This window comes from Bacillus sp. AFS017336, from assembly GCF_002555445.1.
Classification (GTDB): Bacteria; Bacillota; Bacilli; order Bacillales; family Bacillaceae_G; genus Gottfriedia.
In genome coordinates, this window is sequence record NZ_NUCO01000026.1 from 24,764 (window position 1) to 41,266 (window position 16,503).

12 protein-coding genes and 9 tRNA genes are annotated in these 16,503 nt (G+C 34.1%); 3 read left to right on the top strand and 18 right to left on the bottom strand.

The features are described 5' to 3' along the window. Positions 1-195: 195 nt before the first annotated feature. Entirely contained in the window at positions 196-645 is a 450-nt protein-coding gene (locus tag CN601_RS16605; protein ID WP_179865583.1) for a nuclear transport factor 2 family protein, read from the bottom strand. A 57-nt stretch (positions 646-702) separates the two neighbouring features. Continuing rightward, positions 703-1,644, bottom strand: a complete 942-nt coding sequence (locus tag CN601_RS16610; protein ID WP_098171700.1) for an aldo/keto reductase — start codon at positions 1,642-1,644, stop codon at positions 703-705. A 166-nt stretch (positions 1,645-1,810) separates the two neighbouring features. Between CN601_RS16610 and CN601_RS16615 the strand changes: the two genes are divergently transcribed. Then, entirely contained in the window at positions 1,811-2,482 is a 672-nt protein-coding gene (locus CN601_RS16615; RefSeq protein ID WP_098119852.1) for a TetR/AcrR family transcriptional regulator, read from the top strand. A gap of 1,055 nt (positions 2,483-3,537) precedes the next feature. After that, complete coding sequence (locus tag CN601_RS16620; protein WP_098171701.1) at positions 3,538-4,833, top strand: purine-cytosine permease family protein; 1,296 nt, start codon at positions 3,538-3,540, stop codon at positions 4,831-4,833. A gap of 467 nt (positions 4,834-5,300) precedes the next feature. On the opposite strand, the gene CN601_RS16625 is transcribed toward CN601_RS16620, so the two are convergent. The 7 genes from CN601_RS16625 to queG all read right to left on the bottom strand — a co-directional run bounded on the left by CN601_RS16625 (position 5,301) and on the right by queG (position 14,219). Further along, complete coding sequence (locus CN601_RS16625; RefSeq protein WP_098171702.1) at positions 5,301-6,221, bottom strand: SMI1/KNR4 family protein; 921 nt, start codon at positions 6,219-6,221, stop codon at positions 5,301-5,303. 218 nt (positions 6,222-6,439) lie between these two features. After that, the gene (yhbH, locus tag CN601_RS16630) at positions 6,440-7,633 is read right to left on the bottom strand and encodes a sporulation protein YhbH (RefSeq protein ID WP_098119849.1); all 1,194 of its coding nucleotides are present in this window, start codon (positions 7,631-7,633) and stop codon (positions 6,440-6,442) included. 324 nt (positions 7,634-7,957) lie between these two features. Then, on the bottom strand, positions 7,958-8,860 hold the full coding sequence (locus CN601_RS16635; protein ID WP_098171703.1) for an aldo/keto reductase: 903 nt from the start codon (positions 8,858-8,860) through the stop codon (positions 7,958-7,960). A gap of 101 nt (positions 8,861-8,961) precedes the next feature. Beyond that, a complete protein-coding gene (locus tag CN601_RS16640) occupies positions 8,962-10,857 on the bottom strand; it encodes a PrkA family serine protein kinase (RefSeq protein WP_098171704.1) in 1,896 nt (631 codons plus the stop codon). Positions 10,858-11,543: 686 nt separating this feature from the next. Continuing rightward, positions 11,544-12,038 (bottom strand): tRNA (uridine(34)/cytosine(34)/5-carboxymethylaminomethyluridine(34)-2'-O)-methyltransferase TrmL, encoded by a 495-nt coding sequence (gene trmL / locus CN601_RS16645; protein WP_098171705.1) that lies wholly within the window; start codon positions 12,036-12,038, stop codon positions 11,544-11,546. Positions 12,039-12,100: 62 nt separating this feature from the next. Next, positions 12,101-13,018 (bottom strand): amidase domain-containing protein, encoded by a 918-nt coding sequence (locus tag CN601_RS16650; protein WP_179865584.1) that lies wholly within the window; start codon positions 13,016-13,018, stop codon positions 12,101-12,103. A 76-nt stretch (positions 13,019-13,094) separates the two neighbouring features. After that, entirely contained in the window at positions 13,095-14,219 is a 1,125-nt protein-coding gene (gene queG, locus CN601_RS16655; protein ID WP_098171707.1) for a tRNA epoxyqueuosine(34) reductase QueG, read from the bottom strand. Between the two features lie 496 nt (positions 14,220-14,715). Between queG and CN601_RS16660 the strand changes: the two genes are divergently transcribed. Next, a complete protein-coding gene (locus CN601_RS16660; RefSeq protein WP_098171708.1) occupies positions 14,716-15,021 on the top strand; it encodes a hypothetical protein in 306 nt (101 codons plus the stop codon). Positions 15,022-15,206: 185 nt separating this feature from the next. Here CN601_RS16660 and CN601_RS16665 read toward each other — a convergent pair. The 9 genes from CN601_RS16665 to CN601_RS16705 form a co-directional block, all read right to left on the bottom strand. After that, a tRNA-Leu gene (locus tag CN601_RS16665) sits at positions 15,207-15,289 on the bottom strand. A 433-nt stretch (positions 15,290-15,722) separates the two neighbouring features. Then, positions 15,723-15,806 (bottom strand) — tRNA-Leu (locus CN601_RS16670). 14 nt (positions 15,807-15,820) lie between these two features. Further along, positions 15,821-15,891: transfer RNA gene (locus CN601_RS16675), tRNA-Cys, on the bottom strand. Between the two features lie 6 nt (positions 15,892-15,897). After that, a tRNA-Gly gene (locus CN601_RS16680) sits at positions 15,898-15,972 on the bottom strand. A 4-nt stretch (positions 15,973-15,976) separates the two neighbouring features. Further along, positions 15,977-16,051, bottom strand: a tRNA-Gln gene (locus CN601_RS16685). 80 nt (positions 16,052-16,131) lie between these two features. Further along, positions 16,132-16,207: transfer RNA gene (locus tag CN601_RS16690), tRNA-His, on the bottom strand. Positions 16,208-16,222: 15 nt separating this feature from the next. After that, positions 16,223-16,296, bottom strand: a tRNA-Trp gene (locus CN601_RS16695). Between the two features lie 9 nt (positions 16,297-16,305). Next, a tRNA-Tyr gene (locus CN601_RS16700) sits at positions 16,306-16,390 on the bottom strand. A gap of 10 nt (positions 16,391-16,400) precedes the next feature. Further along, positions 16,401-16,473, bottom strand: a tRNA-Thr gene (locus tag CN601_RS16705). Between the last annotated feature and the right edge of the window lie 30 nt (positions 16,474-16,503).

Below are 16,503 nucleotides of genomic sequence, written 5' to 3' on the forward strand. Positions count from 1 at the left end.
TTTAAGTAAAAGAAGATCTACAACTAATATTTGATTTTAATAGTCAAAACTGCATTAAAAAAGAGTCTGCAATAGACTCTTTTATTTATAATGAATTTTAAAGACATTAAAAAAAGAATCTCTACAGAAGATCCTTTTTTATTATCTATAAATACCATAATACAATTTGAATTGCTTACTCAATTCACAACAAGATTAAGAATTTAATAATTGAGCAAAATAAAGCTTAATTTCTTTAATTTTCCACCCACTAGTAGTTCTTAAATAGACGACATCTTCACTCTGATAGACAAGGTTTGTCACACCCCCACCTTTTACACCGACCCATAGCAAGTACTTTCCTGTTGCACTGTCACCATTGATATCGATAATTGGGTTAGTAAAGCTATGCATGCCAAGTTCACCATGGGCAGTTGCTTTCTTTAACATGTCTATAATGTTGTTAATGCCTTTAACGTTAACCTTCATTGCTTCAGACTCCCAAGTCGCATCTTCAGTAAATAGAGTAGGAAGTTCTGCAAAGTTAACTTCTTTACCATTCCACCCTTTATCCACATAGTGTCCGTATATTGCCTGAAGTTTCTTAATGGCTTCAATATCTTCTAGACGTTGTATTCTTTCTTCTAATGAAATATTTTCTTTCATTTTAATTAGCTCCTTAAAGGTTCGATTCATTTTTATAATTTGATCATAAGATTACCGTCAATAACGTCCACCATGAACCGAGTTCTCAGGGCTGACTTCTTCAAGGTGTTTTAAATCTTCTTCTGTAAGTTCTATGTTAAGTGCTTCAATATTCTCTTCCAAATATTTAACTCGTTTTGTACCTGGAATTGGCAACGCACCATTAGCAATAGTCCATGCGATTGCTAGTTGGGAAACAGTTACATTTTTTTCATTCGCAACTTCATTAAGTTTATCAACAATATCAACGTTTTTTTTGAAATTATCACCCTGGAATCTTGGTAAATGTCTGCGAATATCATTTGGTTCAAGGTCATCAAACTTTCGAAGTTCTCCAGAAATGAATCCTCTACTCAGTGGACTATATGCCACGTGTGTGATACCAAGTTCTCTTACTGTTGGAAGTATCTCTTGTTCAATATCACGACTCCAAAGTGAATATTCTGTTTGTAATGCATCGATTGGATGTACTGCATTTGCTCGACGAATAATATCTGCTCCTGCTTCAGAAAGTCCAAGATAGCGAACTTTACCTTCTTTAACTAAATCAGCCATTGCTCCAACAGTTTCTTCAATTGGTACATTAGGATCAACTCGATGTTGATAATACAAGTCGATATAGTCCAGACCCAAGCGTAGAAGACTCTCGTCTATTGCTTTTTTTACGTAATCCGGATGTCCACCAATGAACTCCCAATTAGGTCCGAATGTAAACTTAGTTGCAACAATTGCCTTATCACGTCTTCCTGCTAATGCTTTTCCAAGTAATTTTTCATTATGCCCATTCCCATAAGTGTCAGCACTATCTAAAAAAGTAACGCCGAGGTCCATCGCACGATGTATCGTTTTAATTGATTCTATATCATTGATGGAACCATAAATTCCTGGTGACATTCCCATTAAACCTAGTCCAATAGCTGAAACTTCTAAATCACTATTTCCTAACTTTCTTGTTTTCATTTTATTTCCTCTCTTTCAAGTGAGATTAACTTCTTGGCCAGTTTATCATAAAAAACATACAAACTAAACAAAAAAGATATTTTTTGTCTATTTTAGTTTTTGTGTATAAAACGTATTAGATATGATTGATTTTTGATATAATACCCATAATGAGGAGGAAACAATAGTGACCGACGAAAATAATACAAATGAAAAATTTAAACAAAAACAAGAAGAAATTATCTTAAAACTGATGCCAACTATTAGAACAAATGGTTTTCAGACACTACGAATGGATGAAATAGCGAAAATCGTTGGCATTAGTAGAGCAACATTGTATAAATATTTTCCTGCAAAGGAAGATTTATTCCATAGAGTTACTGATGGATTTGTGCAATACATTAAAGAAATGACCTCTAATATACCCAATGAAGATACAGTCTTTGCTTCGAAATTTCAACTAATCATTGAGCAATCTGTTTCACTCGCGCTTTTTATCACGGATGATTTTCTTAATGAGCTTCAGAGTACCTATCCGTTAATGTATGATAAGGTTTGGGACATCATTCAATTTCGTGAACAGCAATTACTTATTTTTTATAGTGAAGGAATGAAAAACGGTGTCTTTAATAATATCAATGGAAGACTCTTGATATTACAGGATCAGATGTTATTTTCAATACTAGATCTAAAGTATTTAATGAAAAATCAATTTTCAATTGAACAAGCGCTTTTGGATTTTTATCAGCTAAGGAAACTACAACTATTTAAACCAGACAAACTTTCAACCGTTGATGATTCATTAATGATGCCTAGAATTGAATATTTATCCCAGAAAATATCAAAGGTTTTATATTAATTTTTGAAAAAAGTCAGNNCTGACTTTTTTCAAAAATTATAAAAGAATTTCTTGTTTAACTATCGCTAGAATTTATCTTTTGTTTGTATATTTTCGCGTACTGTGTCGATTGTATTGGTTTACTTGTTTAGGATACACCCTTTGATATGACTGAGTTTTTTGTATTCAATTTTTAAAAATCCTATTAAGATGTTTAAGATATACCCTTATGAACTAATATTACAAAAGGTGACTAAACCGGGTCCACAAATAATATTGTTAAAGATTAGATAGAGATTCACTTTCCTCAAATAGTAAATTATCGAAATAGGTATCACTCTTAGTATTCTTATTAGAATGATCTACGTCTAAATAAAGGACAACATGGTTTACATTATCACCTGTTGTAAATGTAACTTCTTTGAATTATGTTACAATCCATTGTTCAACAATCTGGTCCTTAAATGGCTAAAATATTTACTAATTCCCTCTGTATCTCCATTATTACTAAATTAATCCTTTATCTTTATTCATAATGCCTAATAGAAAACCCACATTTTTGGTTATTTTATACAATTACATTAAATGGAATACCTCATACAATAATCTTGCACGGTCAAATGAAAGCGCTTTATTAAAGATGCACCTCACAAATTAAAGAAGGGGGGATCACAAACGACAATCATACATAGATCCACCATGTTTCGCTTCTTTGCTCACCAGTGAACAAATTAGTTTGTCAAATGTGGTCAATCATGAAATTGGTCTAATGAGTCTAAATACAAGGGATACGCCCTCTTGAGATGACTTATTTATTATTCAACTTTTATTTGCCTAATTGCCCATGTGACTCGTTAACAATATTTCACAAAAAGGTAAGCTTTTTACTATTGATATCTGCTATATGACCTTAAAAATGGCGTTATTAGGTAAAGTATACATCAATTTTTCGTTCCGACTTTCAGCTTTAAAGTACGTATAAAAAAAAAGAGTTTCATCCAAATCAGGCTTTTCTCTTGGCCTTGTTATCGGATTGGAGACTCACCAAAAATTTGTTTCACTAGGAGGAAACATTCATGTCAACCAGCGTTGATGAAAAGAAATTATTGGATCCAGAGTTTGAACACACTCCTGTTCCTAAAGAATACCGCAAAAAATTATCATCCGTTGCAGCTGTTTGGTTTGGTTTCCCAATGGTATTAACAAGTGCAGTAATCGGCGGACTAATTACTGCACAGCTTGGCTTTAAAGCCGGCGCCTTAGCAATGCTGCTTGGTAATCTCCTCCTTTTCGTTATGGTAGGCTTACTAAGCTACGATGCCGGCCGTTCTGGATTGAACTTTTCTCTGACCGCACAAAAAACATTTGGACGCTCGGGTTATTATATTATTTCCGGATTACTTTCTACAGTTGTAATCGGCTGGTTTGCGCTTCAAGTCGGACTTACTGGCGCTACGATGCATGGATCATTTGGTGCTAATTTGTTAATAATGACCGTCATCGGTGGAATTCTCTATGTTGCAGTAACTTATATCGGTATTAAGGCTTTATCTTTCTTAGGGTGGATCGCAGCACCATTTTATTTTCTAATTGCCATTATTGCAATTGTTATGGCAATGAAAACCGGTAACTCTGATATCTTAAACTATCATCCTCAAGTTTCAAATGCAATGTCATTTGGAGCTGCTGTAACGTTAGTATTCGCTGGGTTTGCCGATTCAGGTACAATGACAGCGGACTTTACCCGTTGGGCAAAAAGTGGCCGTGAAGGGATTTTATCAACCATTTTCGCCTTTCCAATCGGGAACTTGATTGCCGAGCTGGTTGGAGGAATTATTGTAGCAACTGGAGTTATCCCAAATCCAGCTTCAACTGGTGGGGACTTCATGACAGTATTAGCAGGACATGGTCCATTGCTTACCATCTTGTCTATCCTTTTTGTCTTTATCAATTTAGGTTCTGTCGGTACACATTGCTTATACAATGGCGCTGTAGGCTGGTCACATATGACTGGTAAAAAAATGAGACCTATCACGCTTATTATTGGTATAGTCGGTTTAATCGTTGCAGTTTCTGGAATTTATAATCACTTTTTCAACTGGCTCGTTCTTCTTGGGGTAATCATTCCGCCTATCGGAGCAATTATGATTATGGACCGCTTGGTTCTACGAAAGAATGATTCGGCAAATTTAGTAAGCTGGAGACCAATGGGATTCGTTGTCTGGATTTTGTCTTCGGTCATCGCAGTATACTGTAACTTCTACGCACCACATCTTTCAGTAGCTTTTGTTGGCCTTGTATCTGCAGCCATTTTCTATTGGATAGGCAGCAAGTTAGTCAAAGGTCCCGACTCTATCCCTGAAACGAAATAGGTTGTATGAATTAAAAAGATAAGAAAAAGCCGTATCCTTTTTATAAAAGGTGAACTGCCTCCCAATTGTTAGATACGTCGAACAATTGGAGGGGCAGTTTTTTTATGGTGAAATCTTCTCCAGAAAATTATTGCTAAATCCAGTGGTTTTCATCCTAGTATTCTTCACAATTTTCCAAGCCAATCATAAAGAGTTATTCTTACATAGAGAAAGAGCACAATTCTTGCTGCAGAATTGCGCCTGATTGTGGAAGATTTCTTTTGGTAATATTCCCACCCTTTGTGACAGTTTAGAAAAGCTCAAACAATTACAAAAATCTCAGTTACTTATGATCCGGCTCCCAGCTATTAATACTAAACCACATCCTTTACGATATGACTATCCTGCCATTTACTTGAATAAGAAAACGATCCTTCGTTATTGAAGAATCGCATGCGTTAGTTGAATAGTATTTATTTAATTAATGTCTAAATTCCTAAAATTGTAATAAACTCATGTTTCTTGCTTTGATCGCAAATCCATGATTGAAATTCAGCTATTAGATTTATTAAGTCAATAATATTTTGATTAATATTTTCTTTAAATTTTGATTCTGTATCTTCCCACAAAAAACCGACCATAGTTTTTATCTCTTCTTCTTTTGGAATGTCTTTTAAAAAGAGCTTTACATTTTCTAATTGTTTTAAAATTAAATTCCAAGTATGTTTATCTATTTCACTAACTCCCCAAGGGCTATAGTCTTTATACTCTTTCTCGATTGCACGAGACAAATAGGTAAAAGTTTCATCTATAAGGTAAATAGAGTCTTTATTCCAATGACTTCCTGTATCTTTTCCAGGTTTAATTTCTACATAACAAGTACCTTTTAAAGTCTCTACATCATATATAATTTCAATTGGAGATAATTTTAACGCTTCTAACTCATCATGAATAATCTCTAAAAGAAAATCGCCAAAATCCTCAGCAATCATTTCTTGTTTGCCCCAGTCCTCTCCTATATTAAAAGAAACAACCGCTGGCTCACCTTCGTTATTGAGCTTATTTAAGTCCAAACAATATAAGATTTCGTAATCATAATCAATAATAGAAATGAAGTTATCAGGTAATTTATTCTCTTTTCTTTTTGATAATGTGAACCTAATGGCATCTGGATTGTCTGGATTATATGCTTCGTAAAAGTTTTCATTAGTAATACCCAATATATCCCATGTTGCAAAAACACCTGAACCATATTTTCTAATAAAATGACGATAGATGTTTGGAAATTTCAAACCTAAAGTTATTTCCGCCTTCTCAATTATAAGGTCTGAACATTCCCCAATATATTCACTATTAACTTTATCTTGTTCCAATAGTGCTAAAGCCTTTTCATAATTTGACCAACTCATTGATAATCCCCTTAGAAGCTATTTATTATTAAGATACCATAGAAACTCTTTTATTTCTTGTTCAACTAACCTGCCATTATGTTGAATAAGAACTCTGTCTTAACTATTGATTTTAACTCTAAATATATAAGACAAAAAACCAGAAAAACCCTCTACCGGGCTTTTCTGGTTTCACTTACTATTTTAATCGTACTGCATTAAAGCGAATTATCATGCGATTATTTCGCTGCCTTCTCATACTCCTGTTTAAAGAAGCTCTTCATTGAATGGAAAACATCTGATTTTTGTTTTAGGATGTAGTAGCGGAATTTTTCATCATTAATGTTTTTATATGCGGACATTAGAGTAGAGTGTCGGTTGTATTGGTTTACTTCCCCATAACCAAACATATTGCTTACTTTCATTAATTCTTGAACTAATTTTACACAGCGAGCATTATCAGATGTTAAGTTATCTCCATCAGAGAAATGGAATGGATAAATATTGTATCTTTCAGGTGAATATTTGTATTCAATAACTTCTAATGCTTTTCGATATGCAGATGAACAGATTGTTCCTCCACTTTCTCCTTTTGTGAAAAATTCTTCTTCAGTAACTACTTTAGCTTCTGTATGATGCGCGATAAACTCAATGTCTACAGACTCATACTTTGTTCTTAAAAATCTAGTCATCCAAAAGAAGAAGCTACGTGCCATATACTTTTCCCATAAGCCCATACTTCCGCTCGTATCCATCATTGCAAGTACGACGGCTTTAGACTCAGGTTTTCTAATTTCGTTCCATGTACGGAATTTTAAGTCTTCTGGTGATATAGGATAGAATGACGGTGTCCCGCTCATGGCATTCCGTTTAAATGCTGACATCATTGTACGCTTTTTATCAATATTACCCATTAAACCTGTTTTTCGAACATCATTAAATTCAATATTTTCTACAGTATTTAAATCTTGTTCTTTTCTTTTTAAATCAGGTAATTCTAACTGACTAAAAAGAGCTTCCTCTAATTCCATTAGTGAAACCTCTGCCTCATAATAATCTTCACCTGATTCTTTTCCTGCGCCTTGCCCTTTACCAGCACCTTTTTGCGGCTGGCCACCTTGTGAACCATCTCTTGCTACTACATCGCCAACTTTACTGTCTCCAGTACCCTGACCAACGTGTTTATTTTTATCATAGTTGTATCTAATCTTATACTCATCTAGTGACCGAATTGGAATTTTTACTACATCGCGTCCGTTTGACATTATGATGCTTTCTTCTGTGATCAAATCGGCTAAATTCTTTTTTATCGCCTCTTGTACCTTCTCTTGGTGTCGCTGTTGGTCATCGTGTCCTTTACGATGGAGGGTCCAGTCTTCCTGTGAAATGGTAAAATTATGCTTTTGTTCATGTTCATTATTTTCATTACTCATTTTCTTTCCCTCCCTTACTTGTTTTGATTTATTTGTAAAAATAAAAAAATCGTCACACAGTAAAACACATTTGCATAAACTAATTCGGTAGGTGATTTTCTACCCTTTTTTATGGATTACTCTATCATATGCAGAAGGACACAATAATTGACAATGTTTCTTCTAAATTTTACACCCATTTTTTCAGAAAATAGGACGAGTCCTTAAAATTAAATATATTTATATAAAAATTTTAATCAATTTTTGTCAGAAAAATTACACAATATTGAACTAAAAAAACAAAAAATAAGTGGAAAACTAGAAAAAGTTCTCCACTTATTTTTTTTATGGTAAATTATGTCCCATACCAGCTACATAAATTCTTAACCATTGTTCCGCTGTCATATTCAATTTTGTAGACTCAACAGCTGTTTTAACACGTTCAATTTTACCAGAACCAACGATTGGAATCATTTTAGCAGGATGAGCTAATAGCCATGCATACATTACTTCATCAATTGAATTTGCGCCAATCTCACTAGAAATTTCTTCAAGCATCGCTCGCACACGAACCGCAGCCTCAGACTGACTTGTAAAGATTTGACCGCCTGCTAATGGAGACCAGATCATCGGAGCAATCTCTTTTTCAAGTAATAAATCAATTGTTCCCTTTTCAAAATGCTCTAATTGCATCGGTGAAACTTCAATTTGATTAGTTACTAAAGGCATTTCAAGGTGAGCTTGTAATGCATTAAATTGAGATGGTAAAAAGTTTGATACTCCAAAATGACGAACCTTACCTTCTGCACGAAGCTGATTAAATGCATCAGCTACTTCTTTTGGATTCATAAAAGGATTTGGTCTATGTATTAATAATAAATCGATATAATCCGTTTGAAGATTTTTCAAAGAGTTGTTAACGCTCATTAAAATATGTTCTTTACTAGTATCATAATGATTCATTTTCAATTCCGGAAATTTTGATGATTTTAACTTGATGCCACATTTAGTAATGATTTGAATATTTTCTCTAAGCTCCGGTTTTAATGCTAAAGCTTTCCCAAAAATTTCTTCACAAGTATATCCTCCATAAATATCGGCATGATCAAAAGTTGTAATGCCTAATTCGATACACTCTTCTATAAACGCTACTAATTGTTCGGATGTCATATTCCATTCGCCTAAACGCCATAAACCATGGATTACTTGTGAAAACTCAAGATCTTCAGTTAGTTGAATTCTTTTCATAAACGCTACTCACCCTTCTATTATTTATTATCATAATTATAGGATAAACGATTTGAATTGCAAAAGAAAACGGCTATCTAATAGATAGCCGCTTAAACATTTTATCGGTTTAGTAATGAGCCTACATAGCGTAATAATTCATTTGCTGATGATGAGTTATATCCATACTCATCAATTAGACGACTTACTACATCATTAATTTTCTTTAACTGACGCTCATCCGGCGTTTTTGTGGATGTCGTGATTTTTACAACATCCTTTAAATCTGAAAAAAGTTTCTTTTGAATTGCCTCTTTTAATCTTTCATGTGAATTATAATCAAATCGTTTTCCTTTACGTGCATATGCTGAAATTCGAATCAAGATTTCTTCACGGAATGCTTTCTTCGCATTTTCAGAAATTCCGATTTGCTCCTCAATTGAACGCATTAGTTTCTCATCTGGATTCATTTCTTCACCAGTTAGAGGATCACGCAGCTTATTCTTGTTGCAATAAGCTTCAACATTATCTAGATAGTTATCCATCAATGTTTTAGCAGACTCCTCATATGAGTACACGAACGCTTTTTGCACTTCATTTTTCGCTATATCATCGTATTCTTTTCTTGCGATTGATATAAAGTTCATATATCTTTCACGGTCTTCATTTGAAATTGAAGGGTGCTGATCCAATCCATCTTTTAATGAACGTAAAACATCTAACGCATTAATAGATGGAATCTCTTTTCGAATAATTGTAGATGAAATACGGTTAATTACATAACGTGGATCGATACCATGCATACCTTCATCTAAATATTCCTTCTTCAGTTCTTCTAAATCAACCGTGTTATAGCCTTCTACCATTTCACCATCATATAGACGCATCTTCTTCACTAAATCAATATCTCCTCGTTTTGGTTCTTTTAAACGAGTAAGAATTGTAAACATTGCTGCAACACGTAATGTATGTGGAGCAATATGAACATTTGAAACATCACTTTCAGAGATCATTTTTTGATAAATTCTCTCTTCTTCACTTACTCTTAAATTGTACGGAATTGGCATTACAATAATACGCGAGTGTAACGCTTCATTCTTCTTATTGTTAATAAAGGATCTGTACTCTGTTTCATTCGTATGTGCAATGATTAATTCATCCGCTGAAATCAATGCAAAACGCCCTGCCTTAAAGTTACCTTCTTGCGTCAGGGATAATAAGTGCCATAAAAACTTTTCATCGCATTTTAACATCTCTTGGAATTCCATCATTCCCCGGTTTGCTTTATTCAATTCACCATCAAATCGATAAGCACGTGGATCTGATTCCGATCCAAATTGAGCAATTGTGGAAAAATCAATACTACCTGTTAAGTCTGCAATATCTTGGGACTTAGGATCTGATGGACTAAAAGTACCTATTCCAACTCGACGATCCTCTGATAAGAAAATTCTTTCTACCATAACATCTTCAATTCTTCCACCAAACTCTTGTTCAAGTCTCATTAAATTTAAAGGTGAAAGATTTCCTTCAATTCGAACCCCATATTCAGTGAAAAAATCATCTCTTAAATGGTTAGGAATTAAATGCAATGGATCTTCATGCATTGGGCAACCTTTAATTGCGTAGATCGAACCTTGATCTGTTCTAGAGTAAGATTCTAAACCTCTCTTTAACATCGTTACAAGTGTAGATTTACCACCACTTACAGGTCCCATTAATAATAAAATACGTTTTTTTACATCCAATCTCTTGGCAGCGGGATGGAAGTATTCTTCCACGAGTCTCTCTAAGGCTTCTTCTAATCCATATAGGTTGTTATTAAAGAAACTATAGGTTTTTTTACCATTAACTTCTTCAATACCTGCGTCTTTAATCATATTATAAATTCTAGAATGTGCAGTTTGTGCAACCATTGGCTCTTCTTTTAACATTTCAAGATACTCAGCAAAAGTGCCTTCCCATCTCAGTCTTTGTTCCATGTCCCGGTGCTGCTCAAGTTTCTTTAAAATATCCATGGACAAGTACCTCCTTCTTCTCATCTGTAAGAGAGATTATTAAAGGATATGCAAGGATGTCCGTACTCATGCTATATCTTTCTTTAGGAAAATATATTTTATCAATTTCTAATCTGTTGAACGTATTATGACTTAAGTCACACGATTCTAAGAACGGATCACTTCCTTTCTTACGATTAGTAGCATGGATAACCTCTACTATTAGGGAGCTTGATGTACCTTTCTAACACAGCAATCATAGTAAATTGCTTTACAGTATTTTGAATGGACTATTCTTATTTTTATATCTAAGCTATTAGATTTTTTAAAAGAAAATTGGTAGCAAGCGTAATTGTCCTTCATTTGAATTCTAGTTTTATAAATTTCCTTTCATAATTCTACGTTTTTTTTGTATAATAAGTTTAGGGTATTGGGAATTTTTCAATTGGGAGGATACATACTGATGAGACTAGTATTAATTTTATTAGTTACAGCATCATTCTTGACAGCAATTTTCGCAGCTGGATATAATGACAGACCTGGACTGAAAAACCGATAATATTTCAAAGGATGCTTCTAAAAACGGATCTTAATTTATTTTAGCCGTTTTTATGGAAGCATCTTTTTTTGCTGATAAGTCTTTTAATTAAGTTACATCAAATTAAATGCAAACAAAAAAAATCACCATTTAAGGTGACTTTTGTTTATTATTTCGTATAATCCTTTACTTTTAGCAATTCACGAAAATCTTGCTGACGTAAAGCTTCGTAAATTAAAATTGCAGCAGTGTTTGATAAATTTAAAGATCTAATATGATCTGTCATCGGTATACGTAAACAAGTTTCCATATTTTTTTCAATTAATTCCTTTGGAAGACCTGTAGTTTCTCTACCAAATACAAAGAAAATTTCTTCATCTAAATTTGTATAGTCAAAGTTAGAATAAGTTTTTTCGCCAAATTTAGTAATAAAATAAAACTTTCCATCTTTATATTTATCAAATAAATCATCTAAAGAATCATGATAATGAATATCTACATGTTCCCAATAATCAAGTCCAGCTCTTTTTAACATTTTATCATCAGTTGAAAATCCTAATGGACGAATTAAATGCAAACTTGTATCAGTTCCTGCACAAGTACGTGCAATATTCCCTGTATTTGCTGGAATTTGTGGTTGATATAATACAACGTGTATTCCCATCTCTTTCACCTCTATATTGTTTCAATGCTCTCTATTATACCAAATTCATTATTAATAAGGTATTATTCCATCGGAGGATTAGAAAATCCATCAATTATATGAAAAAACTTGTACTTTATATTCTCTGTAAAAGCAGTTGAGTCATAATATGACCAATATCTTTTACGACTATTAACAGTATGTGCATTCACTAATGGCTCACCATTTTCATCCTTAGCAACGACCATTGTACAATGATTCCAAACTCCATCACCTTCAAAATCATATATAATAATATCTCCTAATGAAAGCTGCATTTGAGAAGACACTTCTTCTGCCTTAATTTCACTTTTAGCATTTGGCAGAAATCTCCTTAACGCATGTGCAACTCTCCAACTATAACTACTGTTCGAATGATTTCTATACCACCAACCTGCTCCAGGTTTTGGCATTCCAACCATTTTAACTCCACCAGCCCTTAAGCATTGGGATATAAAGTTAGTGCAATCATTGGCATACAAAGGATATTCCTTATTATGGCCATCCCACCAAGTTTCAGCATATTTAACAGCATTAAATCGGTTATATCCACTATTTCGATCAATTGACTCACTTTCACCTATGTCTTCTTCTTCCTCGACTTCAAAGGGTTCAAGATGATAATCAACTGGAAACGCAATATCATATAAAATCGCTTCTTTTTCAATCGCCATTTGTCTTTCTTCTTGATCTTCTTCAAAATATAAATCAGTTTGCTTTAAAAAATATCTAGTATGCAAAGTATAATTAATATACGTTATGTCATTTTCGCTCCAAAGATTGCTAACCTCGAGGTTTCCATATACCTTTACTAAAGAAACATTGCGTTTATTATATAGTTCAACTTTACGTTGAATCGTCTGATACTCTTGTTCTTGAATAAGATGGCTTCTTTGTCCTTCACCAAAATAAAGCTGGAATCTCTCTTTTAAATAACGCTCTAAAAGGTCGCGATTAAACAAGATAATCCCCCTTTTCAACATTTATTCATATTCTATACGATGTTGAAAAATAGGAGATTATACCACTCATTATTCTTTACTTCGAAAGAATAGCATTAATTTCATTTAAAACAATCTCGTCTTCCTCAAATTGTAAACAACTTTCGATAAAAGGAGTACCGTCCTCTCCTTCTATTTCTGAAATAGCCCAAATAGCAGTTCCTCTAATTACAGGTCGCACATCTTTTTTTGCTAATTGTTTTAAATCTTCTATTGCTGATTCGTCTTTAAAATGAGCCAATGCCAAAATAGCATTTCTCTGAATAGGATTCTTCCCTCTCCATGACCCAGACATTTGACCAAACCAACTTTTAAACTCTCTATTACTCAAATTTAATACTGAACGTAATAAGGGTTTAACAGACTCAGCATCTGCTTCCATCTCTGCATGATGAGTAAAATTAACGCCTTTATTTTTAGGACATACAGTCTGACAAGTATCACAACCATATATACGATTTCCAATCTCTTTTCGAAACTCAACTGGAATCATTTCTTTTGTTTGAGTTAGAAAAGCTATACAATTCTTAGCATTCAATTGACCTGGTGAAACAATAGCACTTGTAGGACATACGTCTATACACTTTGTGCACTCCCCACATTGGTCCTCAATAGGTGTATCCGGCTCAAAAGGTAAAGAAGTAATCATTTCTCCTAAATAAACATATGAACCAAATTCAGGAGTAATAATAGAGCAATTTTTAGCACTCCAACCTAACCCCGCACGCTCTGCTACAGCTCGGTCTACTAACTCACCCGTATCGACCATTGACTGGACCTTTGCATTTGGATAATGCAATAAAATAAATGACTCAAGCTGTAGTAATTTCTTTTTAACTACTATATGGTAATCCTCGCCCCAAGAAGCTCTACAAAATATTCCTCTTGTAGAACCTTTTTTGCTTTTAGGAGGATTTTTCAACTTAGAAGGATATGCTAAAGCAATTGCAATAATTGAATTTGCTTCTGTCATAATCTTTCTAGCATCTACCCTTCTTTCAATATCCTTTGTCTCAAAACCCGATTGAAAATTTAATTCCTGCTGATTATACAAACGACTCTTTAATGTTAAAAACGGATCAACTGTCGTAAAACCAATCTTATCTATTCCGATTTCCTTACTATATGAAATCAATTCCTTTTGAAATTCTTTAATATTCACAAGAATCACCTAACTGCCTGTTAATTTACAAATTATATTTTCTATTCTAGTCAGAAAATTAATTATTTATCTAATTATGACACAAAAGCTTTCTTTAAAATTCTTTTTAAATATAAAAAAACGCAATGTATCGTTCTTCATTGAATCAATACACTGCGTTGTTATCAAGTTATAAGTGCTAAGCTACTAATACAAATGTAATAAGTATTTAGTAGGTTTTTAATGAACTTGTAATTAAATTTATCATAAATATTTCATATATTCAAGAATAAATGCAAAATTTGTCGAAACGGCATGATATATATTATCTGCTATCCTATTTCTTCTCGGAAATTAACATTGTATCAAATACATGAACTAATACTAATCAAAACATTATTTAATTAAAGAGGTTATATAAGGGGATTTGAAAGATTTGTAGAAATTTGAATAAAGGTATCGCCAATTATCCCATAGAATTCTTCTATTATAAGGTAAAAATAGGAGGAGAGTTGTTATGACAGATACTATGGCAATTGAAGAAAAAGATCCGTTAGTTGAAAGTTTAGAAGGGGTCTGTAGTTTAATCGAAGAAACGAATGACAGAATTGATTTTACACAGGATACACTGATGGAGCTTGATCGCTACAATAATGAGAAATTAAAAAATGCAAAGCAATTTACTTTTAAAGTAGCAGCAGCTAGCCTGTTAGTAGCAACAACTGGTTTAGTAGTTGCTTTAGCGAATAAGAAAAAAACAAAAGAAAATAACTATGATTGGTACAATGCAAAGAAAAAAACTAAATTTGTTAAAATGCAGTGAGCTGCAGAGAAAAATTAATAAAGATAGGCAGCGACCATTGAGATAGTCGCTGCCTTATTTTTTGCAGTGAATGCGATATTAACAGCTTAAGCGAGTTTGATCTATACGTATTACATTAATTAAACTTTTTAAATCAAAAAAAGAGTTCTGCATTTCTGCAAAACCCCTTTTCTTTGTTTTCAATATAGCGGTGACAGGACTTGAACCTGCACATCCGTGAAGATACCTGATTTTGAGTCAGGCGTGTCTGCCATTCCACCACACCGCCAAAATTTATATATTAATTATAATATATGAAAGAGAAATTGTCCAATCTAAAACTGGAATAAAGCTAGAGCTGGCAATTATTGAGCCGGATCTGCGATAATTGTGCTGGGGTTCCCGAATAATTATGCCGGGGGTACGATAATTGAGCTGGGTCTGCGATAATTAAGCCGGTTTTCGCTAGAATTAAGTGGCTAAAAAGGTATATCAACGAGATCATGACGTTTATCAACGAGAATAGAGCATATATCAACGAGAATAAGCAATATATCAACGAAGTTCACAACTTTATCAATATAGTTCAAATATTGTTCCTATTTTTGAGTTTAGAAACGTTCCTCAACAACTTCGTATCAGTACGATATGCTCCAAGAGAAAGAGTAAATAATTTTCTAAACAAAACAAAAACCTCTTACATTTGTAAGAGGTTTTTTTGATACCGAGGGCCGGACTCGAACCGGCACGGGGTCAACCCCCGCAGGATTTTAAGTCCTGTGTGTCTGCCATTCCACCACCCCGGCAGAAGTAAATTAAAAGGCGGTAACCGGATTTGAACCGATGATAAAGGTTTTGCAGACCTCTGCCTTACCACTTGGCTATACCGCCATAATTTGGAGCGGAAGACGGGGTTCGAACCCGCGACCCCAACCTTGGCAAGGTTGTATTCTACCACTGAACTACTTCCGCATAATGGCTGGGCTACCTGGATTCGAACCAGGGCATGACGGAATCAAAATCCGTTGCCTTACCGCTTGGCTATAGCCCATTAATTGAGAACTTATTATACTATATTCAATTTAATATTAATTTTATTACTCTCTTGAGAAATCATTACTATAATTTAAATGGGGCGACCGATGGGAATCGAACCCACGAGTGTCGGAACCACAATCCGATGCGTTAACCACTTCGCCACGACCGCCATTATAGTATTATTTGGCAGGGGCAGTAGGAATCGAACCCACACCAAAGGTTTTGGAGACCTCTATTCTACCGTTAAACTATGCCCCTATAAATAAATGGTGGAGGGGGACGGATTCGAACCGCCGAACCCACAGGGAGCGGATTTACAGTCCGCCGCGTTTAGCCACTTCGCTACCCCTCCGGTTAAAGAGTGCCGACTAGAGGACTTGAACCCCCAACCTACTGATTACAAGTCAGTTGCTCTACCAATTGAGCTAAGTCGGCAAATTATAAAATTTAAGATGGTGGCTCGGG

Excerpts from the sequence above, each read along its gene's own strand:
- CN601_RS16640 (WP_098171704.1), bottom strand. The coding sequence starts at position 10,857 with ATGGATATTTTAAAGAAACTTGAGCAGCACCGGGACATGGAACAAAGA.
- trmL (WP_098171705.1), bottom strand. The coding sequence starts at position 12,038 with ATGGGAATACACGTTGTATTATATCAACCACAAATTCCAGCAAATACA.
- CN601_RS16605 (WP_179865583.1), bottom strand. The coding sequence starts at position 645 with ATGAAAGAAAATATTTCATTAGAAGAAAGAATACAACGTCTAGAAGAT.
- CN601_RS16635 (WP_098171703.1), bottom strand. The coding sequence starts at position 8,860 with ATGAAAAGAATTCAACTAACTGAAGATCTTGAGTTTTCACAAGTAATC.
- CN601_RS16610 (WP_098171700.1), bottom strand. The coding sequence starts at position 1,644 with ATGAAAACAAGAAAGTTAGGAAATAGTGATTTAGAAGTTTCAGCTATT.
- CN601_RS16660 (WP_098171708.1), top strand. The coding sequence starts at position 14,716 with ATGACAGATACTATGGCAATTGAAGAAAAAGATCCGTTAGTTGAAAGT.
- CN601_RS16625 (WP_098171702.1), bottom strand. The coding sequence starts at position 6,221 with ATGAGTTGGTCAAATTATGAAAAGGCTTTAGCACTATTGGAACAAGAT.
- CN601_RS16620 (WP_098171701.1), top strand. The coding sequence starts at position 3,538 with ATGTCAACCAGCGTTGATGAAAAGAAATTATTGGATCCAGAGTTTGAA.
- yhbH (WP_098119849.1), bottom strand. The coding sequence starts at position 7,633 with ATGAGTAATGAAAATAATGAACATGAACAAAAGCATAATTTTACCATT.